The organism is Acinetobacter tianfuensis (genome assembly GCF_003611465.1).
GTDB classification, from domain to species: Bacteria; Pseudomonadota; Gammaproteobacteria; order Pseudomonadales; family Moraxellaceae; genus Acinetobacter; species Acinetobacter tianfuensis.
Genome location: NZ_RAXV01000011.1, coordinates 60,563 through 81,925, shown reverse-complemented (window position 1 = coordinate 81,925; position 21,363 = coordinate 60,563). Strand labels below are relative to the sequence as shown.

20 protein-coding genes are annotated in these 21,363 nt (G+C 42.0%); 18 read left to right on the top strand and 2 right to left on the bottom strand.

Features of this window, described 5'->3' with window-relative positions:
* The first annotated feature begins 224 nt into the window (after positions 1-224).
* The 9 genes from D7V32_RS06925 (at position 225) to hisC (ending at position 8,630) form a co-directional block, all read left to right on the top strand.
* On the top strand, positions 225-743 hold the full coding sequence (locus D7V32_RS06925; protein ID WP_120402159.1) for a DMP19 family protein: 519 nt from the start codon (positions 225-227) through the stop codon (positions 741-743).
* A gap of 141 nt (positions 744-884) precedes the next feature.
* Positions 885-2,339, top strand: a complete 1,455-nt coding sequence (locus D7V32_RS06920) for an RNA polymerase factor sigma-54 (RefSeq protein WP_120402158.1) — start codon at positions 885-887, stop codon at positions 2,337-2,339.
* A gap of 164 nt (positions 2,340-2,503) precedes the next feature.
* The gene (gene hpf / locus D7V32_RS06915; protein ID WP_120402156.1) at positions 2,504-2,836 is read left to right on the top strand and encodes a ribosome hibernation-promoting factor, HPF/YfiA family; all 333 of its coding nucleotides are present in this window, start codon (positions 2,504-2,506) and stop codon (positions 2,834-2,836) included.
* A 135-nt stretch (positions 2,837-2,971) separates the two neighbouring features.
* Positions 2,972-3,223 (top strand): BolA family iron metabolism protein IbaG, encoded by a 252-nt coding sequence (gene ibaG, locus D7V32_RS06910; RefSeq protein WP_120402155.1) that lies wholly within the window; start codon positions 2,972-2,974, stop codon positions 3,221-3,223.
* A gap of 7 nt (positions 3,224-3,230) precedes the next feature.
* The gene (gene murA, locus D7V32_RS06905; protein ID WP_120402154.1) at positions 3,231-4,487 is read left to right on the top strand and encodes a UDP-N-acetylglucosamine 1-carboxyvinyltransferase; all 1,257 of its coding nucleotides are present in this window, start codon (positions 3,231-3,233) and stop codon (positions 4,485-4,487) included.
* Positions 4,487-5,182, top strand: a complete 696-nt coding sequence (gene hisG, locus D7V32_RS06900) for an ATP phosphoribosyltransferase (RefSeq protein ID WP_120402153.1) — start codon at positions 4,487-4,489, stop codon at positions 5,180-5,182. Before murA ends, hisG begins: the two co-directional genes overlap by 1 nt.
* 133 nt (positions 5,183-5,315) lie before the next feature.
* Positions 5,316-5,978: a DUF4272 domain-containing protein gene (locus D7V32_RS06895; protein WP_120402157.1), complete on the top strand. Its 663-nt coding sequence runs from the start codon at positions 5,316-5,318 to the stop codon at positions 5,976-5,978.
* A 120-nt stretch (positions 5,979-6,098) separates the two neighbouring features.
* The gene (gene hisD / locus D7V32_RS06890; RefSeq protein WP_171407596.1) at positions 6,099-7,400 is read left to right on the top strand and encodes a histidinol dehydrogenase; all 1,302 of its coding nucleotides are present in this window, start codon (positions 6,099-6,101) and stop codon (positions 7,398-7,400) included.
* 132 nt (positions 7,401-7,532) lie between these two features.
* On the top strand, positions 7,533-8,630 hold the full coding sequence (gene hisC, locus D7V32_RS06885) for a histidinol-phosphate transaminase (RefSeq protein WP_120402151.1): 1,098 nt from the start codon (positions 7,533-7,535) through the stop codon (positions 8,628-8,630).
* A gap of 76 nt (positions 8,631-8,706) precedes the next feature.
* On the opposite strand, the gene pabB is transcribed toward hisC, so the two are convergent.
* Positions 8,707-10,059: an aminodeoxychorismate synthase component I gene (gene pabB, locus D7V32_RS06880; RefSeq protein ID WP_120402150.1), complete on the bottom strand. Its 1,353-nt coding sequence runs from the start codon at positions 10,057-10,059 to the stop codon at positions 8,707-8,709.
* Positions 10,060-10,311: 252 nt separating this feature from the next.
* On the opposite strand from pabB, the gene filA reads away from it, so the two are divergent.
* The 6 genes from filA to filF all read left to right on the top strand — a co-directional run bounded on the left by filA (position 10,312) and on the right by filF (position 18,660).
* Complete coding sequence (gene filA / locus D7V32_RS06875; RefSeq protein ID WP_120402149.1) at positions 10,312-11,331, top strand: putative pilus system protein FilA; 1,020 nt, start codon at positions 10,312-10,314, stop codon at positions 11,329-11,331.
* A gap of 201 nt (positions 11,332-11,532) precedes the next feature.
* Positions 11,533-12,366, top strand: a complete 834-nt coding sequence (gene filB, locus D7V32_RS06870) for a putative pilus system C39 family peptidase FilB (RefSeq protein WP_120402148.1) — start codon at positions 11,533-11,535, stop codon at positions 12,364-12,366.
* Positions 12,367-12,417: 51 nt separating this feature from the next.
* Complete coding sequence (gene filC / locus D7V32_RS06865; RefSeq protein ID WP_120402147.1) at positions 12,418-13,563, top strand: putative pilus system protein FilC; 1,146 nt, start codon at positions 12,418-12,420, stop codon at positions 13,561-13,563.
* 12 nt (positions 13,564-13,575) lie between these two features.
* Positions 13,576-15,240 (top strand): putative pilus system OmpP1/FadL family transporter FilD, encoded by a 1,665-nt coding sequence (filD, locus tag D7V32_RS06860; RefSeq protein WP_120402146.1) that lies wholly within the window; start codon positions 13,576-13,578, stop codon positions 15,238-15,240.
* A gap of 14 nt (positions 15,241-15,254) precedes the next feature.
* The gene (filE, locus tag D7V32_RS06855; protein WP_120402145.1) at positions 15,255-16,619 is read left to right on the top strand and encodes a putative pilus assembly protein FilE; all 1,365 of its coding nucleotides are present in this window, start codon (positions 15,255-15,257) and stop codon (positions 16,617-16,619) included.
* A 22-nt stretch (positions 16,620-16,641) separates the two neighbouring features.
* Positions 16,642-18,660, top strand: coding sequence for a putative pilus system protein FilF (gene filF / locus D7V32_RS06850; RefSeq protein ID WP_120402144.1), 2,019 nt, complete (start codon positions 16,642-16,644; stop codon positions 18,658-18,660).
* Positions 18,661-18,727: 67 nt separating this feature from the next.
* Here the strand turns inward: filF and D7V32_RS06845 are convergent, their stop codons facing one another.
* Positions 18,728-19,276 (bottom strand): NUDIX hydrolase, encoded by a 549-nt coding sequence (locus D7V32_RS06845; protein ID WP_120402143.1) that lies wholly within the window; start codon positions 19,274-19,276, stop codon positions 18,728-18,730.
* A 125-nt stretch (positions 19,277-19,401) separates the two neighbouring features.
* On the opposite strand from D7V32_RS06845, the gene D7V32_RS06840 reads away from it, so the two are divergent.
* From D7V32_RS06840 to tsaB, 3 genes are all read left to right on the top strand, one after another.
* Positions 19,402-20,001, top strand: coding sequence for a CoA pyrophosphatase (locus D7V32_RS06840; RefSeq protein WP_120402142.1), 600 nt, complete (start codon positions 19,402-19,404; stop codon positions 19,999-20,001).
* 14 nt (positions 20,002-20,015) lie between these two features.
* Complete coding sequence (locus tag D7V32_RS06835) at positions 20,016-20,549, top strand: gamma carbonic anhydrase family protein (RefSeq protein ID WP_120402141.1); 534 nt, start codon at positions 20,016-20,018, stop codon at positions 20,547-20,549.
* Positions 20,550-20,686: 137 nt separating this feature from the next.
* The gene (gene tsaB / locus D7V32_RS06830; protein WP_120402140.1) at positions 20,687-21,352 is read left to right on the top strand and encodes a tRNA (adenosine(37)-N6)-threonylcarbamoyltransferase complex dimerization subunit type 1 TsaB; all 666 of its coding nucleotides are present in this window, start codon (positions 20,687-20,689) and stop codon (positions 21,350-21,352) included.
* Positions 21,353-21,363 lie beyond the last annotated feature (11 nt).

Genomic DNA, 21,363 nt, shown 5'->3' with positions numbered 1-21,363 from the left:
GTAAAAAAAGAAAAATAGAAAATGGAATCAATAAACTATTTAAATAGGGTCACTTATAGAAATATTTAAAATAATGCGGTCAAGGGTGTTTTAAGTTGCTAAAAGAATATAATGTTTAATAAAAATTGCTCAATAGATAAACAATAATGACAGAAAAAACTCCATGTATTATGTGCGGTGCAATCATTTTAAAAGATACTTTTGATAGAAATGCAGGATTGTGTATGCCGTGTAAAAATGGGACACGGGATGAGCATGAGCGTTCTAAACAGCAGTATGAGCGAGACAGGCTTTACCGGCAATCTGAAGAATATCATTACTGGGCTCAATTGGTTGAAAGGGTAAATCAGCAGCATTGGTCATTACTGCCGCAGCATGATCAGCATTATTTTGTTATCAGTATTTTGATGGGGGAGGTTTTTAATGGCGGTTTTGATCAATACTTCTTTAACAGTTCTGGGGACTATTATAAGAAAACAAAGCAAGTTTTAATTCAGTATGGAGAGGAGGAAATTTTAAGAATTCTGCTGCGCGCTAAGCAGCTGATCTTTGCTGAGAGAGATGTACCGGTGTGTTATGAGCAGCGTAGGCATGTGTTGCAGTCTATTGAAGCTCAGAAAACGCAGCGTTATGATGCGGAACTATTGCGTCTTGAGGACCTGTTTCTAGAAAAATCAGAAAGCCTTACTGGACTTTTGCTAAAACTTGCTTTGAAATATCAATTATATAAGCCATTTGAATAGTCTGTTTTTATTTTGCTTATGACTTTTTCTAAGCGGGAATATTGCTAGCATTTTGTGTTTATTTACATAAAAGTATGCTATAAAAATTAAAACGGCATAAAAATTGCTTATAACTCGCGGTATTTATATGGGGGATAGATGATGAAGTTATCGGTTGGATTAAAGGTTGCAAACTCCTTGTCTTTGACACCGCAGTTGCAGCAAGCCATTCGTTTGCTTCAGTTATCCAGTCTGGAATTAGAACAAGAAATCCAAAATCAGCTTGATAGTAACCCTTTGCTCGAAAAAATAGAAGATCAATCAACTGTTGAAAGTCTTAGTGCGGTACAGGAAAGTGAGCAAGAGCGTAAAGACTTAACGAATGAGTTAAATGCTGATCATTTGCCAGATGATTTACCTGTTGATACGGATTGGGATGATGTTTATACACATCAATCAACAAGTTTAGGGAGTCCTGAATTTGAGGAAAGAGAAGATAATCGTCAAGGTCATATTGGGCTGCAGGCGCATATGCTGGAGCAGGTCAATCTTTTGCATTTTTCAATGATTGATCGCTTGATTGCGCATTGCATTATTGATTCATTGGATGATAAGGGCTTTTTGGATTGTGAAATTTCTGAGATTACAGCATCTGTACAGCATCTTTTAGATGATATGGATTATGAGGAAGATGTTGAGGATGCTGAGGTTTTAGTGGTTTTAAAACATATTCAGCATTTAGATCCGATAGGAATTGGCTCACGAAATTTAGCAGAGTGTTTAACTGTACAATTAGAAAATTTACCGGAACAGACGGAAAACCGCAAAGAAGCAATAGTTTTAATGAAGTTTTATGAGTTGTTGATTAGTAATGAATTAGCAAAGCTGATGAAGCAAACAGGGTTGAATACGGACCAATTGAAAGCAGCTGTAAATTTATTAAAAACTTTAAAAGCGCATCCTGGGATTGAGTTTGAAAATAAAGATTCGGATTATCAAATTCCTGATGTTGTTGTAATGAAAAAGAATAATCATTGGTTTGTACAGTTAAATCAGGATGTGATGCCAAAATTGAGGGTCAATTCTTTTTATGCCAATATGATTAAACGGGCAGATCAAAGTGATGATAATCAGTATTTGCGTAATCAGATGCTTGAAGCTAAAAACTTTATTAAAAGTGTAGATGAGCGGCATAAAACCTTATTAAAAGTTGCAACATGTATTGTGGAGCATCAGCGCGCTTTTTTTGAAATTGGCGCTGAAGGGATGAAACCTCTGGTGCTGCGTGATATTGCTGAAGAGGTTGAGCTGCATGAGTCTACGGTGTCGCGGGTGACAACCAATAAATATATGCTGACTCCGCGGGGGTTATTTGAGCTGAAATATTTCTTTTCAAGTCACGTGGGAACTACAGCTGGCGGTGAGGCATCTTCTACTGCGATCCGGGCAAAAATAAAAAAAATGGTTGCTGATGAAAATATACGTAAACCGTTGTCGGATAATGCAATTGCCAGCTTATTGAAGGAAGAAGGGATTGATGTAGCGAGGCGTACAGTGGCAAAGTATCGTGAATCGTTACATATTCCGTCGTCTTCAGAAAGAAAAGTGTTGATCTGAATTTCTAAATCTGACTATTCTAAGGGTTCATTATGACAAAATAATGAACCTTTTTATTTTTGGAGCAGTAAATGTGATTTGATTGATGTAAAGCGATTGATGATATTGATCAAATTATTTTGCTGTGACTTTCTTATCCTTTAAAGAGGGCGAGGAATAGAATTATGCAAATTACAATTCGTGGTCATCATCTCAGCATTACACCAGCAATTGAACAGGCAATTCGTTCTAAATTTGCTGAAATGACCAAGCACTTAGATCAGGTCAATAGTATGCAAGTGAAGCTGACCAAAGATCATCAAATTGATAAGCGTTCGAAAAAAGGAAGTTCAAATCATATTGCAGAAGCGATTATCCGCTTGCCAGGAACGGAGCTGTTTGCGCAAGCTTGTGCAGATGATATGTATTCTTCCATAAAAAAACTTTCTGAAAAATTAAAAAGGCAGCTGGATAAGCATCGAAAAATGCAATTGGTTTATACACCATTAGTGGCTTAGTTTATAAATTAAGCAAAAAGAGGTTCTGAAGAACCTCTTTTTTTATATATATATTGTATGAGACTAATGAATTATTTTTTTTATTTATAGTAAAATGGCAGGTTTTACACCGTTAGTCCTATAAGAGGTCTTGTGATGAATAATGAACAGCTCACTGATATTTTGAAAGCTGCGTTTCCAGAAGCAGAAGTTGCAGTAAGTGGGCAAGGCGGCAAATTTGATCTGCGCATTGTCGATGATCAGTTTGAAGGCAAACGTCCAGTTGCCCGTCAGCAGTCTGTTTATGCGCCACTGAATTCATACATTGCCAGCGGTGAAGTTCATGCTGTAACAATTCGCGCAATGACCAAAGAAGAATGGCGTAAAGCAAGCTTATTCGGAGCTTAATAATTTAATGGATAAATTTTTAATTCAGGGCGGTGTTAAGCTCGACGGTGAAGTGCGTATTTCTGGTGCAAAAAATGCGGCATTGCCCTTGCTGGCTGCAACAATTCTTGCAGATACACCAATTACCATTACCAATGTACCTAATTTAAAAGATGTAAACACGCTGGTGAAGCTGATTGCAGGTCTAGGTGTGAAGATCAGTTATGAGGGGGATACGGTTGTTGCAGATGTATCAACATTGGACAATCAATTTGCACCATACGAACTCGTAAAAACAATGCGTGCATCCATTTTGGTGCTTGGTCCGCTGGTTGCGCGCTATGGCAGTGCGAAAGTATCGCTTCCTGGCGGCTGCGCGATCGGTTCACGTCCAGTCGATCAGCATTTGAAAGCGCTCGAAGCATTAGGTGCTGAAATTGAAGTTGAAAATGGCTATGTGCATGCCAAAGTTGACGGCCGTTTAAAAGGCGGTGAAGTTGTATTCGATATGGTGACGGTAGGCGGGACAGAAAATATTCTGACTGCTGCTGTATTGGCTGATGGCGTAACGACAATCCGCAATGCTGCCCGTGAGCCTGAAATTACAGACCTTGCGCAAATGCTGATTAAAATGGGCGCAAAAATTGAAGGTTTGGATACAGATACATTGGTTGTTACTGGTGTTGAAAGTTTGCATGGCTGTGAATATGCCGTTGTTGCAGACCGTATTGAAACAGGTTCATATCTTGCTGCTGCAGCCATTACAGGCGGCCGTGTAAAAACAACACATACTGACCCGAATCTACTTGAATCTGTCTTAGATAAGTTTGAAGAGATGGGCGCAGAAGTGACACGCGGCGATGACTGGATTGAATTGGATATGATCGGCAAACGTCCAAAGGCTGTCAGCTTTCAGACTTTGCCTCATCCAGATTTTCCAACGGATATGCAGGCGCAGCTTATGGCTGTAAATGCGATTGGCCGAGGTTTTGCTACAATTTCTGAAACGATTTTTGAAAACCGTTTCATGCATGTGCCTGAATTGGCGCGCATGGGCGCAAATATTCAGGTTGAAGGCAATGATGCTGTTGTTACGGGTGTAGAAAAATTATCTGCAGCTCCTGTAATGGCAACAGATTTGCGCGCTTCATTCTCTTTGGTTTTGGCTGCCTTGGCTGCCGAAGGGGAAACACTGATTGACCGTATTTACCATATTGACCGCGGTTATGAAGATATTGAAGCGAAACTACAAGGTTTAGGTGCCCAAATTAAGCGAGTAAGTTAATGAACGATATAAGAAACGATGATCCGAATTTCAATGTAATGGGTAATTTTGATCATGGTTTAACTTTAGCGTTAAGTAAGGGACGTATCTTAAAAGAAACGCTGCCTTTGCTGGAAACAGCAGGCATTAATTTACTGGAAGACCCGGACAAGTCACGCAAGCTGATTTTCCCTACAACACATAAGCATGTGCGTATTTTAATCTTGCGCGCATCGGATGTGCCTGCATATGTGGAAAATGGCGCAGCGGATTTAGGTGTGGCGGGTAAAGATGTATTGATGGAGCATGGCGCTCAAAACGTTTATGAGCCTTTAGATTTGAAAATTGCCAATTGCAAGCTGATGACAGCGGGCAAAGTTGGCATGGTTCGTCCAAAAGGCCGTTTAAAGATCGCAACGAAGTATGTAAATTTAACCCGTCAATATTATGCAAGCCTTGGTGAGCAAGTTGATGTGATTAAGCTGTATGGCTCTATGGAGTTAGCGCCATTGGTTGGTTTGGGTGACTACATTGTAGATGTTGTAGATACAGGCAATACATTGCGTGCGAACGGTTTAGAGCCGTTAGAGGAAATCTGCAAAGTTTCTTCACGCTTAATTGTGAACAAAGCCAGCTTTAAGCGTAAACAGCAGCTGCTGAATCCAATTTTGGCTCAGCTGGAGCAAGCTGTAGAAGCGCGCCAGCAAGCAAAATAATAGACTGCAGTGCAAATAAAAAACCGCTCAAAAGAGCGGTTTTTTATTTTGAGGAGCGATTTCAGAATATGAATCATTACATAATATGAGATCTATGCAAAAATAACGGGCTTAGAATAAAACAGTGATTGCAATGAAAACACCGCAGCAACGTAAAGATCAATCGATTGAAATACTTAAGCAGCATGCTGTTCCATATATTGATTGGCTGCCAATGATTGAGTCTGCTAATGAGGCGGCTCCCCGTCAGGCAGGCGAGATTGCCAAACGCGCCATAGCATGTTTGTGGGTCATACAGGTTGCCTGTGATATTGATAATGACCAATATGATCAAGATACAGAAAATTTTGTTGCTGAGGTATTGAGCCGAATGCAAGTGATTGACCAGCTTACTGAAAAAGAAAAAGCTATTATTAATCGTGAATATCAGCAGCAAGATGTCATTAATATGGTATGGAAGTATGAAGCTTGCTGGGTGCTGCTGTGGGCATTAGGCATTGTTGATGAGCTGAATTATCCTGCAGAGATTATTGATTGCAATTTTGCGATTCAAGCGGTGACATCTGCTGAAACATTTGAAGCGTTTATGGCAAAAGTAACATTAAGAAGCGTTGAGGAAATGCTTGATCAAGCGGATTTGATTTACCGCTACGATTGGGCATGTGTAGACGCACGTTTGAAGCAGCAAGCAGCGCCTGCAAATTTGAATTCTTCTGTTGTCGTAGAAAGACATGGCGCATTGAATTGGCTGATTCAGGCAGAAAGTGACTGGGACTCTCCCGATGTGAGCACCTGACCATGTACATCTAGGATCAGTTCAATTTAACTTTCCTATAAAACTTAGTTGAATTGCCATTGCTAACTTGCCCACAAGACATACAAAACAAGATAAACTAAAGTTTTCCTAAATAACCTTGTGGGTAAATTGATGCGACGTTTATCGACTCAAGAGCAGAACTTTAAACAAGTCTTTGCCGATTTGTTGGCTTTTGAAACAGTGAGTGATCCAGAACTGTTAAAAACAGTAGACCAAATTATTGCAGATGTACGCCAGTATGGTGATGCTCATGTGCTTAAACTCACTCAACAGTTCGATCGACATCCAGCGCATCAGTTTTCCGATTTAGAACTTAGCCAAGAACAGCTGAAAGCAGCTTTTGATGGCCTCAGCACAGAAGTGCGTGAAGCGTTAGAGTTGGCTGCAAACCGTATTCGTGAGTTTCATCAGGCGCAAAAGCAAGATGGCTGGACCTATGTTGATGCTTTGGGCAATACCTTAGGCCAAAAAGTGACACCATTAGACCGAGTCGGCATTTATGTGCCGGGCGGGTTAGCGTCATATCCTTCTTCTGTGCTTATGAACGCAGTGCCTGCGCATGTAGCAGGCGTGCCTGAAATTATTATGGTTGTTCCTGCGCCAAATGGTGAATTAAACCCATTGGTATTGGCTGCTGCTTATTTGGCTGGCGTACATCGCGTATTTACAATTGGCGGAGCGCAGGCTGTAGCAGCGTTGGCTTATGGCACAGAAACGATTCCAATGGTGGATAAAATTACTGGGCCGGGTAACCGCTTTGTCGCTGCTGCAAAACGTGCTGTATTTGGTCAAGTCGGCATTGATATGATTGCTGGGCCTTCTGAAATTTTAGTTTATGCAGAAGGTGAAAATAATGCCCAATGGCTGGCAATGGACTTATTGTCACAAGCTGAACATGACACAGTTGCTCAAGCGATTTTCATTACACCTGATGAACAGCTGTTAAATGATGTTGAGCAGGCGATTGAAGCGCATTTGGCTGAATTGCCGAAAGCAGAAATTGCGCGTACCTCTATTGCTAACCGCGGTGCATTAGTGCTGGTTAAAGACCGTCAAGAAGCTGCTGATTTAATTAACCAAGTTGCGCCAGAGCATTTAATGCTGTGTTTGGATGAAGCTGAACAGATGTCTGAGAATATCCGCCATGCAGGCGCTATTTTCATGGGGCGTTATACACCGGAAGCCATTGGTGATTATTGTGCAGGTCCTAACCATGTATTGCCGACCTCTGGCACAGCACGTTTTTCATCACCGCTAGGCGTTTATGATTTCCAAAAGCGTTCAAGCTTGATTATGTGTTCTCAAGACGGTGTGAAAAGCTTAGCCAAAACTGCAGATATTTTAGCGCAGCAAGAAAACTTGGATGCGCATGCCCGTTCTGCACGTTACCGTTATCAGTAATTCAAAATATAAAACCTCTCCCTAATCCTCTCCTGAAAGGAGAGGGAATTTACATCAAAAAATATATGTAGAGAAAAGAAGACTCCTCTCTTTTTTGAGGGAGGTTAGGAGGGGGCAGAAATGAGAAGAAAGATGTCAAATATCACCACAGAACAAATGCGTTTTTGGAGCCCTGAAGTGCGTCAGCTTGAGCCCTATGTGCCGGGCGAGCAGCCAAAAATTCAGAATCTTTTAAAATTAAATACCAACGAAAATCCGTATCCGCCATCGCCGAAAGTTGTAGAAGCCGTGCAGGCCGTACTTGCGGACTCTGCGGATGTATTGCGTTTATATCCAGATCCAGATGCGTCAGAATTAAAACAAGCCATTGCAAAGCAGCAGCATGTTGCTGTTGAAAATGTTTTTGTTGGAAATGGTTCGGACGAAGTGCTCGCACATATTTTTAAAGCTTTCTTTGTGCAAGAGCTGCCGATCTTATATCCAGATATTACTTACAGTTTTTATCCCGTTTATAGCCAATTTTTCGGTATTGCAGCCAAGACTAAAATTTTGCCCTTAAATGATGATTTTGAAATTGTAGTTGATGATTATAAGCAGCCCAATGGCGGCATCATCATTACCAACCCGAATGCGCCGACCAGTATTGCTCTCGGACTTTCAGCCATTGAAGAAGTACTGCAGGCTAATCCAAACTCCGTGGTTGTCATAGATGAAGCCTATGTCGATTTTGGCGCAGAGTCTGCAGTGAGTTTAGTGGCTAAATATGAGAACTTAGTCGTATGTCAAACCACATCTAAATCACGTTCTTTAGCGGGTTTGCGTGTCGGCTTTGCCATAGCGCAGCCGCATTTGATTGCGGCGCTGGAAGCGGTGAAAAATAGTTTTAACTCTTATCCAATGGATCGTTTTGCTATCGCGGCAGCAGTTGCTTCATTTGAAGATCAGGCATATTTCGAGGCGCAAAATGCTAAAGTCATTGCCAGCCGTGTAAAGCTGACAGCAGAATTGGAGAGCTTGGGGTTTAAAGTTCTTCCTTCTAAAGCGAACTTTATTTTTGCATCTCTGCCAAGCAAAGATGCGGCAGAATTGGCCGCAGAATTACGTGAAAAGGGTATTATCGTGCGTTATTTCAATAAACCGCGTATCAATCAATTCTTGCGCATTACGATTGGTACAGATGAGCAAAATCAGCGTTTAGCCGATACTTTAAAAAATGAGATTTTAGTGTGATTTTGATCATATCTCATTGAAGATAAAAAAAGCCCTATCATTGTGGAATAGGGCTTTTTTTATCTTCACATGATATTTAATTTGATTCAGGCTGATACCATGTATTCAGCAAACTCAACATTGCAGACACTTTATCAAAGCATTCTTGATATTCAGCATCACAGTCAGAGGCAATGGTAATACCGCCGCCAGCCCAAAGAGAGAGATTGTTCTGATACTTTTGCACAGTACGGATGAGGATATTCCAAGAGCCTGTGCCATCATGATTAAAATATCCCATAGAGCCGCAATATGCGCCGCGTGGCGCTTGCTCTAGTTCATCAATGATTTGCATTGCGCGTATTTTAGGTGCACCTGTAATTGAGCCGCCAGGCAGTGCAGACAGCAGCATATCAAAAGGGTTTACTTCTTGTTTTAGGGTCGCTTCAACTTCACTAACCATGTGGTGAACCTGCTGGAAAGATTCAATGTTAAAAAGTTTAGGTGTTTTGACAGAGCCAGTTTCTGCATAAATACTTAAATCATTTCGTAATAAATCGACAATCATCACATTTTCAGCTTGATCTTTCTCTGAGTTTTTTAGCGTTTCTTTAGATTGCTGATCTAAGTTGTGATCTGAATAGCGGGGCATGGTGCCTTTGATCGGTTTGGTAACAACTTGACGCTGTTCTTTAAAGTCAATAAATAACTCAGGAGAGCAGCTGAGCAGTTCAAACTCGCCAATTCGTAAATAACCCTCGTAAGGGGCTTGGGTCAATTGCCAAAACTTTTCTGCACATTGCAGCAGCTGGCCAGCGGCTTGGCCTTTAAACTCCTGAGTCAAATTGATTTGATAACAGTCGCCAGCTTTAATGTATTCCTGAACTTGCATAAAAGCATTTTGATACTGCTGAGCCGTCCATCTGGCAGCACAAGCCTTTGTTAAATGAAATGGAATACTGGTTGCAGATGTTTTGTTTGAAACTCGCTGTTTTAAATAGTTGTATTGCAATTCTGCATCTTTATGTGAACTGCAGAAATACCAGCCATCTTCCTGTAAACAAATATAACTGGAAAAATTACCTAAAAAATATGCAGGCTGAGCTTTGTTTTTTAATGAAATCTGTTGTGAAGCTGCATGATCATAGCTGACAAAACCCATCAGGCCGCCTGTAAAGCTATTGTTGTGATGCGTTAATGCTGTGTTAAAGGAAAAATCTGGAAGATGCTTAATCTGCGTGCTTTGATAGCAGTCTATGCTTTCAGGCTGACAATGAAAAATAGAGCCATTTTGAAGATAAAAATATTCTTCAGCCAGTATGCCTATCACGGGTTTTCCATGATTGTTCAGATAGACGGTATGAGATAAATCAGCCAAAAGGGAGATGATTTGATCTGCTCGCAAGACAGAGTCAAATAAAAAATTTTGATAAACAGGCTGATTTTGCATAGTTAAATTGTGTAGAGGGATTAAACAGATCCCTAGTGTATAACAATGCAGTTGAGAACATGAGACTATTACCGTTTATCGGCAAATAGTATATTGCGACCAACAACAGTTGAACAAAAAATGACTCAGCGCTAATTTAATCAGGCGAGCAAGCTACTCAAGGAAAGATGTGGTCGCTGTCACAAAACGAATAAACAGCAGCAAACATCGAGTGGTTGACAATCATAAAAAATACTCTTGGGAGAGTAAGAAATGAAAAAATTCACTAAATTAGCTTTAGTTTCTTCAATGGCTATCAGCGCAAATGCAATGGCGATGCAAGCAATGGATGATGCTGCGCTAAGCTCTACTACAGGTCAAGATGGTATCAATATTGGTATTGGTATTTCAAAAATCACTATTGATAAATTGTACGTTCATGATAATGATGGTTTATCTACAACGGCTGGGGACAAGCCAGCAGTTGCAGCGGTATATGAGGCTGATGGGGTAACGATTAAGACCCCGGCGATTGCTGCCGTGCCTGGCGGATTGGGCGGTACGGGTAACGCTGGTGCAATTGGTATTAACGGTATTGAAATCACAGGCAATATGAATTCATTGCTTGAAAGCCATAACTTGATGGATTTACAAATTGATTCTGATGCGGGTACAAATGGCGCATTCTTGAATATTGCGGCTCAGGTTTCTGGTTTAAATATTAAAATTGGTGAAATCAGCGTAGCCGCATCTGGTGATGCAGCTACGGGCCGCCGAGGCGTGGTAGCGAACTCATCTAAAGCAATTTTATCTGGTCTAACAATCACAACAGGTAAAATGAATGCAAATATTCAATTGGGTTCTACACCACAAGGTGCAATGATTAAACTTGATACCGTGATGCAAGGCGGTTTAGAGATTTCAGATCTAGGTATCTTGGATAACGCGAATGGCGGTCAAGTTTGGTTAGGTAAAATTACAGTTAACGATGCAGAAGGTTCTGATCTTACAATCAACTCGAAGGTGAATGTAAAAGCGAATGGTCTAGAGTTAATTAACACGCAAAATGCTAAAGGTACAGATATCTATGTACAAGCTATTGCTTTGGGTGCTAAGCCTCTTAAAAATGCTGATGGTAGTGCTTTTGTTAAATTAGGTGCGCGTGGTACTGCAACAATGGGTTCGATTGGTGATGTAGAAGTTCAAGGTTTAAAAACTTACTATGTAGCTGGTGGTACGCCAGTAGCACCTATTTTTGCTCAGGGTTCAAAAATCACAATTACAGGCCGTTAATCTGTAATGAATTGAAAAGCGCGTGAACATCACGCGCTTTTTTTTACAAAAAAAGATGAAACACATCAAAAAAAATAAAAAACTGCTGTTTTTTTTTGCAAAAAACGGTATCTTGCAATAGAACACGGATGTAGAGTTTTAACTCTAAAAAAATAATGAAAATAAGGCACATCATTGCCGATAACTAAAAAGTTAGATGATATGTTAGAGATAGCGCTAGGCTCGGCATTGATGTATTACTTTGCCAAAGAGTCATTTGATATAAAAGAAAAGCCAGCTGGGGCCGTGTATTACACAGAAACACTAGATTCCAGAAATGATTCATTCACACGGATGCATCGTGAAACAGTCAAAATTAAACCAGCCATTGAAGACCAATTCCGCGGGATTGTACGCCAAGCCTATGATTACAGCTGCGGTTCTGCAGCCTTAACAACACTGCTAAATGGTTATGTGGGGGCCAAGCTCACAGAACAGCAAACCATGAATGGCCTGCTTAAATTTGGCGAAACAGAAAAGATTATTGAACGCCGCAGTTTCTCATTGCTGGATATGAAACGTTTTGTTGCCGCTCTTGGTTTGGAAAGCGGCGGCTATCGCGGTGAATTTACTGATTTAGCGAAACAAGGCCAGCCTGCAATTGTTCCAATATCGTATGCAGGCTTTAAGCATTTTGTCGTTTTTAAAGGCTATAAAGATGGCCGTGTATATGTTGCGGATCCTGCACTGGGCAATATCAGTTTTGATGAAACCCGTTTTCAGGAAGTTTGGGAAAATAATACGCTTTTCTTAATTAATGTTGCACCTGCACAGCGTAAGGATCTGTTGGCTTTAAATGAAGCTGATATGCGCCATGTTGATGATGCAACAGTCAATAGATATGCTTTTGTGGATATTCAGTATCCGCAATTTTACATGGAAAAAATTGCGGATAAAGCTTCAACGATTCGTTTAGATAAGAATCAGAATGAATCTTCTGAAAATTATGGTCAGCCAACATATAATTATCTCAGGCTTTACTATAAAAATAAGTAATAGCTTATTGTTTTAATTGGATTAAAAAAATAAAAAGCGGTGGTATGGAATATGAAAAGTAAATGGATGAACAAAACCCTATTAGCCATAAGCATTCAAATGGTGATAGGGGTTGCTTATGCGAATGAGCCAGAGGTTGGGCAGTACGAAGCTGCTGAAGAGCAGTCAGCAGAAGAAAACGGTGTTGGCGGGTATGATGCTGTTGACGACGCGGCTGCGGAACCCGTTGCGGCATCTTCAGAAAAAACACAGACTGCGCCAGTTTCAGATGCCTCTGCAGCTTTGCAGCAGCAAGAGGGGGATGCAACGCAAGAAGCAAATCTGCAAGAAGTTTTTACATCTAGTGAGCGTCAGTATTCTTTAATTAAAAAAGGCGAAATCTCATCTTATTATGATCTCGACTATACATACTATCGAGACACACAATTAGATATGGAAATGGCTGAAGGTCAGCTGTACCAGCTGCGTGTGCAAGAAAATGCAACACACGCTATGACCAATACCTTCACATTTCAGTATGGTGTTCAGGACAACCTGACATTTACTGCATCATTACCGCTGGTTGCAAAGGCAGATTTGTTGAAAGATACTTCAACTGCTGGTCTTGGGGATATATCCCTAGGCGCACGCTGGGAGCCTTTCCCGCTAAAAGCAGGCCGATTGCCGCTGATTTTATTCGGTAACTTATCGACAAAAACGGGTGACAGTCCTTATGAAATTAATGCTGTAGATGATTTGGCTACCGGCAAGGGCTATTATTCTGCCGGTATTGGCGCAAGTACACGTAAATATATTGACCCAGTTGTGCTTTTTGCATCTGTCTCAGCGAACTATGGCTTTAAAGAAACTGGTTTAAACCAACGCCGCGGTTCGCGTGCAATTACGGAATTTGAGCCGGGCATCAGCGGCGGTTTTTCATTCGGTTTTGCATATTCATTTAACTATGACGTGTCATTAACCATGTCATATCAGCAAAGCTTTAATACAGGCTCAGAGTTTACTTATAGTTCGGGCGAAAGTTATTCTCCAGCTGATCAAACCAGTTCTACTTTAGCTATTGCGCTAGGTGTACGCGTATCTCCTGATACGATTGTGAATGGTACGGTTGGTCTAGGCTTAACTGAAGATGCGCCAGATGTATCACTTGGCTTGTCATTCCCGCTGGATATTTTAGGTTTCGGTAAGAAAATCCGCTAAGAAGGGGTGCGTATGAACCATGTTCGACTGCGCCCGCTCGTTAGCGCGATTATATTAACGGGATGTTCCAGTGCTGCTTTTGCCCAGTTAGGAACGAACTTATCTGTAGATATGCGTGCCTTGGCTCTGGGTAATGCAGTAACCGCTGATCCGCCAGGGATTAGCGCAGTTCATTTTAACCCTGCAGCCTTGACTAAAATTGAAGGTTTACAGACGGATGTACAGGGTATTGTTGCGAATTTTGACATTCAGCGAGAGTTCTCTGTACCGGCAGGCTATAACGTATTTGGTTATTCAGACGACCCAATTGTTTGTCATGATGGTCCAGAAGTTTCAGCGGATTTGTGTACGGACTTTAAAGGCACCGTGAAAGGTGATGTTGAATACGCAAGCTTGTATGTGCCTGGCTTGAAAAAGATGGTTGACCTTGGCGAAGGCATTCCGCTGGCTGCGCCAACAGCCGGTATTGCTTATAACCCGCCAGGTTCAAAAGCAACTTATGCAACAGCCGTTTATGCGCCGTTAATTGCAGGTTTTGGCGCTGAAAATGGCAATCCTGGTAATTACATGGGACAGCAGGTTGCATTAGAGCGGATTACCTACTTATCGCCAACAATGGCCTATCAAGTGAATGATCAGCTGTCGATTGGCGGCGGCATTGGCATGTCATACCAAGCCATTGCGCTAAAAACGGACTTGCGCTTTCCAAACGAATTGATTGGCATGCTGAGAATGATTGATGAAGTGGTTTGTACGCCATTCAAAGATAACTCAGACATTATTACGGATATCTTGCTGCTGGGAATTTGTAATGCCGAAGAAGGCATGAATCCATTTAGCAAATTCGGTCAAATGGAATTGGCTGTAGAGCAGTCACTTAGCCCAAGCTATAACTTAGGTGTATTGTGGGAACCAAGAGAAGATTTTAGTTTTGGTTTGGTATATCAAAGCGCTGCAAAAATGCGTTTGAAGGGTAAATACCATATTGATAACGCACGATCTTCACAAGAATTAATCAAAGGTTTGATGTCTTCTCCAACGGGACAAATTCTAGCTGCTATTTTGGGTTTTCCGAATAATGTGCCCGCAAGTGAGTCAGGTCTGGTTTCGATGGATTTTGAATATCCAGCACATATGCAGGCGGGTATCAAATATAAAATCATGCCGGATTTACAGATTAATTTTGACGTCGGCTGGACAGATTATAATGCTTGGGACAAATTCCGTTTTGAATTTGACCGCCAAATTTCAGCTCTAAAAATTGCGAAATTACTATCTGCTGATATTGGTGATACTTCCTTAGCTTTACCTTTGGGCTTTGAATCACCGTGGAACTTTGGTGTCGGTATTGAGTATTCTGCAACAGACCGTTTGAAATTACGGGCGGGCTATGAACCTCGAACCAGTTCTATTCCAGACGGCAAGCGTAATACGATGGTTCCGATTAATGGCGCACAGCTGTTTGGCATGGGCTTAGGTTACCGTTTTGATGCGGATACGGATTTAGATTTGTCGATTGGTTTCTTGCGCAGCCGGGATACGATTCCAGCAAATACCAGCAGTCTGTCGAATCAGACAGGGGTCAATAATATTCTCTTAAACCCTTACGCGGGCTTGAATGTAAAGACAAATACAAAGGTCACAATTTTGGGATTAAATTATAGAACACGATGGTAGGATTGAATTTCAGGATGAAAAGAAATCAATGGCTAAAGTCTCTGCTTGTGCTGAGTTTAGCGCAAGCAGGGTATTCGTTTGCAGGGACATTCCACACAATTATTGGCCCAGATGGCAGGCCAATGGTTGTGCAGCGGCCTGATTTGCCTGTTAAGAACAAAGAACTGAACGTGCCGTCAGCCGCAGTTGAATATGCAGAGCAAAAATCAGTGCTGCAGGCTGAGGTTTTACAGAAAGTTCCTGCAGTTCAGCCTGTGTATCTTGATCCTGCTGTAGAAGCGCATGTACAAGATGTTGTGCGTGAATTGAAAAATAAAAATCCCTCTGAAATTGTGAAAGAGGAGATCAAGCGGCAATTGCCATCAAAGAATGTGCACACTGCAGCTTCAAAAATTGATTCGGCAAAAAGTCAGACTGACTTGCCAGTGAGTGCCGTACCGCGAAGCGAAGTCTCCAGCAGTCAGAAATTGCGCTCAGATAAAGATCAAGAAAAGCTGACGGAGGTACCGGTTACAGTATCATTGGCACCGCAGGCTGCATATGCAGAATCAAAGGCTAAAAAGACTGGAAAGCAACTGAAAGCAGAAGCATTAAAACAGTCTGATCAGGCAGGAAATGTAAAGAAAGTATCTATTCAAGTACCTAAAATTCCTGAAATTATTGAAAATAAACAACGAACGGAATTAAGCACGATTGATGGTGAAACTTATGTCAGTAATGAATATCTAGAAAATAAAGAATTTAATCTGGAAGGTAAAAAACGTTTTTATGCGATGCCTGAAGGTGTGATCGATCCAAAACTTGGCGCTACGCGAATTCAGGTGGTAGAGCGTGAAAAAGGGGTCGGTGAGTCTGTGCTTCAGACACTGTTTAAGAGAAATCAAACAGATACGCCTAAACCAGTGGTATTGTCTAGCAGTTATTATCGTGTATCGCAGCAAGATGCAGCAGAGGGTCTGGGACAGCAGTGTTTTGCAGATAAAAGACTGCAAAAAGCGAAAGCGCTGAAGCCTCTGAAAGATATTAATTTATGGCCAAGAGCGCCGATTACTCAAGAGTTTGATTTTGAAATTGTTAAAGTTGAAGAATCAATAAAAAATATTGAAATACATTCTTATGCATCAAAGCAAAATGTCCCTGTTTTTTATTGGCCATTTGCAGTATTTTTAGATGATAAAGGCTGTGTGCTCGAGGGCGCAGGCGGCTATAAGAATAATGATTCAGGCTCGACCCGTTTATACCGCGAAAAAATAGAAGGTGTCATTCAAGTACCAGAAGGAACGGCTTTCTTAATGCTGACACCTTTGGCTTCTGCAATTGATGTGGATCAGCGCGTTTTGAGCAATCAAGGACAACTTAAATTAATTGCTATCCGCTAAGGATATAAAAAAGAGAATCAGGATGAAGAAGAATTATGTTTTACCTTTTGCATTCACTGCATTGGTTGCAGCATTAGCTGGCTGCGGCGGTGAAAGTGCAAATGTGATCCCAGAAATTTATGACACAAGTACGGTAAATGGTGCATGTAAAAGCAATACGGCAAGCTGTGTAGAGTTTGTGCTGGATTATCCTTTGGATGGTTTGAATTTTACTTGTTCAAGTGATACGAAAAATAAATTTGTGACTTTATTTGATGTGAGTGAAAGCGTATCAACGGGGGCATGTAAGCTAGGCGATACAGTGACATTCTATTTACAGGGTGAAAAAAATAATAAAATTGATTTAGGCAAAATTTCATTAAATGAGCTATCCAATGTTGCCAGCGGGACTTCGCCGCCGCGTCTCACTGTACTGGATTTAGCGCGAGGCATGACTGGTCAAAAAGCGCAGGCTATTGATCCAGCTGACCGAACTGTAAAAACGGCAATGCGCTTAGTGCAAATTGTACAAGCTCTAGGGTTCAAGAATAATCAGGTAGCTTCAGCAACTGAAATTCAGCCTGTTTATATAACAGATGCAAACCGTCAAGCGTTAGATCAATTGGCTGAGTCAATTTCAGTCTCGAAGCTTGTTAACTATACAGATGCTGAATTTGCAGCATTTTTAAATGACTGGCTTGGTACAGCGCCAATTTCCAGTACAGATGCATTTACGGTTGTCTCACACTTAATGACAATTGCGTCTGCTGCGGTATATCAGCCAGAGTTTGCACTATTTTCAACAGAGCAAAGCGCTATTAGTGCAGTGAGCGGTTCAAATGGTCTTGTTGGCTGTGATCTGTCCGAGTGCAAACCTTCAGATACAGCTAAAACAAATATTTTCGGTCATTTTATGCTAATGACGGACCGTCAAGGCTTAACCTTTGGCAGCGGCCTGCAGTGGCGCGGAAAAGTTGATTCGTCGCTAAATACGATAGGCGGGGTCAATGCGCAGCTGATGACAAAAGTAAAGCCGCGTCTAATGACGGCAACCCCGCAAGATACGTGGATTGATCCTTTAACGCAAGAAATTGATCATGCCCGTAAATTTGGTTTTAAATTCAATGTAGATGAAGCTGGCGCGCAGGATTTAATAATTACACAAGGTACGCTGCTGGCCAATAAAATGATCCTTGGAACGGGCAGCAATTTGTACCGTTCACTTGCAGGCAAAACGGAAACAGAGGTTTTGGGCAGTGCAGATCAAGCGCGTTATGGATTATGGAACCAAACGGTCAATGGCGTGCTGTATAAGGGAACCCTAGATTTGTATAAGCTGTATCCAATTTCTTATTTGGATAAAAATATTTTCCGTACGCAGCAAAATTCACCAGCATCGACATATTTGTTCCCGTTATATGCAAATTTAACATTTAAATTTACAGATACGTCTCTGAAGTCTGTGAAATTGGGTATTGCTATTGACCGCAATGGTGATATTCGCACGAATATCCGTCCCAATGTTCCGGCAGATATTTTTGAAACCAGTACAAATGAGGTCGATTTATCGACCGACAGTATAACAGGATGCAGCGGCGCTGATGTCTTAGATAAACTTCTAATGCAAGATGGGCACGGTACGCAGCAATACCGCATTGGAACGGTTACGCGTACTTTTACGAATGGTTCTAAAGTAACGCCAAATACAATTTCACTGCGTATGATTTTGGGTGATAAAGTATTTGGAACATTGGATGGTGCTTTGATTGGCATGAACACCACTATCAAGACGTCTGCGAATGGCACAGATAATGTGGTTGTGGGCGGTGCATTAGTACAAATGGGCAGCTTGCTGCAAGCTTCTGCTGGAAGCCGTCCAACAACAGTGACCTTTACCGACTCTGCTGGTCAAAAAGTGAAGTGGGGCAATAGCTTTGCAAGCTTTAACCGCGTTTATAGCAATAATGTGCCGGCTGATACAGAATCGAAAGAGCTGGCGAAACGCAGCGGCGGTGAAATCAGTTTTGAGCTTGCGCCGTGTTATAGCGTAAAAGCAAAATAAACCGAATAAAAAGCCCATCAAGTGATGGGCTTTTTATTTTCAGGCTCGCTTCGGGATGATGAGCTGATTAACCCGTATGATCTAAACGTGTACCGAGTGTTTCTAGATGCATGCTGAAGCTGCCGGTTTTACGGTCTTCGAAATAATGTCTTAAGGTGCGTTCCACGCTGGGGAAGGCTAATTCATTCCATGGAATTTCATCTTCTGCAAAAAGGCGCGACTCGATGGTTTCTTCGCCAGCGCCAAATTGTCCTTCAATCAGTTCTGCCTTGAACAGCACATAGATTTGCCCGATACGCGGAATATTGTACATGCAGTAAAGCTGTTCAATATTCACTTCCGCTTCGGCTTCCTCACGGGTTTCCCGGGCTGCGCCTTGCTCCATGGTTTCAAAAAGCTCCATGTAGCCTGCTGGTAAAGTCCATAGGCCATAACGCGGTTCAATGGCGCGGCGGCAGAGTAAAACTTTATCTTCCCAGAGCGCTAAAGCGCCGCAGATCACTTTAGGATTTACATATTGAATCGTGCTGCAATGCGTACAGACACAGCGTACTTGGTGATCACCCAGAGGGATTTTTTCCGTTGTCTCGTGCCCGCAGCTGTTGCAAAATTTCATATTCATCGTCAATGATAAAGTGAGCCATCAGCATAACTGAAAATTGCTTCTTTAGCATCATTTCTAAACATAAGCATAAAAATTCGGCTATGATGAAAGCAGAGAAATAACAAAGAGAAACAAGGATGGATAATCGTTTTTTAACACAAAAACTGCAGCAAAGTTTACGCTTTTCCAAGCGTATATATCCTGCACAGGCGGCTGTGTTAATTGCGATTACAGATGAGCAGGATCCTAAAGTATTGCTGACCCGCCGTTCTGCGTATATGAATAATCATGCAGGAGAGGTGTCTTTTCCCGGAGGGAAGCGGGATCCCAATGATACCAGCAATATTGTGGTTGCACTGCGTGAGGCACAGGAAGAAACTGCGCTGAATCCATTTGATGTGCGGCTTTTAGGGGATTTGCCTATGCAAAAAGCGCGCAATGGAATGCTGGTTAAGCCCGTGGTCGGGCTCATTCCGCCAGAGGTTCAGCTGGTTGCGCAGCCGTCTGAAATAGACCGGATATTTTTTGCATCGCTGCAAAAACTTATGGATGCGCCGCCTATTCCTTATGAGGTGCGCTATGCGCATCAGTCATTGTATTTTCCAAGTATGCGTGTTGAAAATGAAATTGTGTGGGGACTGACAGCCCGCATGCTGGTGTCATTATTTCAATATGGATTAGATTATAAAAAAGACTGGCCGTTTTTGGTGAATTCACCTGTGTTTAAAATCAGATAAAGTTCGAGGCGGATATGCTGTACAAATTTGAGGGGCATCAGCCCAAAGCCATGCATCAGCCGTGGGATGGCTGGGTTGCAGAGAGTGCTGCTGTGATTGGTCAGGCTGAATTAGGACGGGAAGTCAGTATTTGGTTTGGTGCGGTGATCCGCGCAGACAATGCCAAAATTAAATTGGGTGATTTTACCAATGTGCAGGAAAATGCTGTGCTGCATACCGACGCCGGCATAGAAATGTATATTGGCAATTATGTCACAATTGGACATCAGGCCATGCTGCACGGCTGTACAGTAGGGGACAACAGTTTAATCGGCATTAATGCTGTGGTACTAAATCATGCGGTGATTGGCAAAAACTGCATTATTGGGGCAAATGCATTGATTCCCGAGGGGAAAGTGATTCCTGATAATTCTGTCGTGATGGGCTCACCGGGTAAAGTTGTGAAAACCTTAGATGATGCCGCTGCAGATAAATTGAAAATGAGCGCTTTACATTATGCATCGCATTTTCCGAAATTTAAGAACTTGGAAAAAGTCAGTTTAGATTAATTGTGAGTAAACCGCTGAAAACAGGCAGCGCCATTTCATTTTTTCGTTGCAGATGCTCACAGAGAAGCGCTCGCACAGCTGGCATGAGTGGAGTATGATAGCGTTCATTTTTCAGATTGACTAAATTAAGGTTGTGCATGAACGTGCTGGCGCTGGAAACTGCCAATGAGCAGTGTTCCGTTTGTATTGCAGATGAACATCAAGAGCTTTATTTCCAGCTGGATGCGCGCGCGAAGGCGCAGACGCAAACCATTCTTCCGCTCATTGAACAAGGCTTTGCAGAGACAGGCATTCAGGCAGCCGATTTGACGGCGATTGCATTTAGCCGCGGGCCTGGTTCTTTTAGCGGTGTACGGATTAATGCTGCAGTGACTCAGGCGCTGGCTTGGGCAAATGATGTGCCAGTGATTCCTGTTTCAACTTTACAGGCTTTAGCGCAAGCAGCGTACCGCACAGCAGGACTGACAGAGGTGACAGCAGTTCTGGATGCGCGTATGAGCGAAGTTTATATTGCCAGTTATAAGCTGGATGCAGCAGGCATTATGCAGCCTGTAGATGAAGAACAATTATTAAGCTATAGCGAAGCTGAGCAGGCTGTGAAATTTGCAGTGATTGGCTCAGGTTCAGCTTTAGTTAAGCCAGAACAAGTAGAATTCGTCCAATTATGCGCAACTGCCCAAGATATTGCTGCTATTGCCATTGTAGAGGCGAAACAGCAAAATTGGGTCGGCGCAGAACAGGCGCTTCCTGTGTATTTACGTGATAATGCTTGGAAAAAAATTCCAGAACAAGGCAAACCATAATTAGGAATAGG

Bases quoted from the DNA above. Each gene is read 5' to 3' on its own strand.
- D7V32_RS06925 (WP_120402159.1), top strand. From the start codon at position 225: ATGCCGTGTAAAAATGGGACACGGGATGAGCATGAGCGTTCTAAACAG.
- D7V32_RS06920 (WP_120402158.1), top strand. From the start codon at position 885: ATGAAGTTATCGGTTGGATTAAAGGTTGCAAACTCCTTGTCTTTGACA.
- hpf (WP_120402156.1), top strand. From the start codon at position 2,504: ATGCAAATTACAATTCGTGGTCATCATCTCAGCATTACACCAGCAATT.
- ibaG (WP_120402155.1), top strand. From the start codon at position 2,972: ATGAATAATGAACAGCTCACTGATATTTTGAAAGCTGCGTTTCCAGAA.
- murA (WP_120402154.1), top strand. From the start codon at position 3,231: ATGGATAAATTTTTAATTCAGGGCGGTGTTAAGCTCGACGGTGAAGTG.
- hisG (WP_120402153.1), top strand. From the start codon at position 4,487: ATGAACGATATAAGAAACGATGATCCGAATTTCAATGTAATGGGTAAT.
- D7V32_RS06895 (WP_120402157.1), top strand. From the start codon at position 5,316: ATGAAAACACCGCAGCAACGTAAAGATCAATCGATTGAAATACTTAAG.
- hisC (WP_120402151.1), top strand. From the start codon at position 7,533: ATGTCAAATATCACCACAGAACAAATGCGTTTTTGGAGCCCTGAAGTG.
- pabB (WP_120402150.1), bottom strand. From the start codon at position 10,059: ATGCAAAATCAGCCTGTTTATCAAAATTTTTTATTTGACTCTGTCTTG.
- filA (WP_120402149.1), top strand. From the start codon at position 10,312: ATGAAAAAATTCACTAAATTAGCTTTAGTTTCTTCAATGGCTATCAGC.
- filB (WP_120402148.1), top strand. From the start codon at position 11,533: ATGTTAGAGATAGCGCTAGGCTCGGCATTGATGTATTACTTTGCCAAA.
- filC (WP_120402147.1), top strand. From the start codon at position 12,418: ATGAAAAGTAAATGGATGAACAAAACCCTATTAGCCATAAGCATTCAA.
- filD (WP_120402146.1), top strand. From the start codon at position 13,576: ATGAACCATGTTCGACTGCGCCCGCTCGTTAGCGCGATTATATTAACG.
- filE (WP_120402145.1), top strand. From the start codon at position 15,255: ATGAAAAGAAATCAATGGCTAAAGTCTCTGCTTGTGCTGAGTTTAGCG.
- filF (WP_120402144.1), top strand. From the start codon at position 16,642: ATGAAGAAGAATTATGTTTTACCTTTTGCATTCACTGCATTGGTTGCA.
- D7V32_RS06845 (WP_120402143.1), bottom strand. From the start codon at position 19,276: ATGAAATTTTGCAACAGCTGCGGGCACGAGACAACGGAAAAAATCCCT.
- D7V32_RS06840 (WP_120402142.1), top strand. From the start codon at position 19,402: ATGGATAATCGTTTTTTAACACAAAAACTGCAGCAAAGTTTACGCTTT.
- D7V32_RS06835 (WP_120402141.1), top strand. From the start codon at position 20,016: ATGCTGTACAAATTTGAGGGGCATCAGCCCAAAGCCATGCATCAGCCG.
- tsaB (WP_120402140.1), top strand. From the start codon at position 20,687: ATGAACGTGCTGGCGCTGGAAACTGCCAATGAGCAGTGTTCCGTTTGT.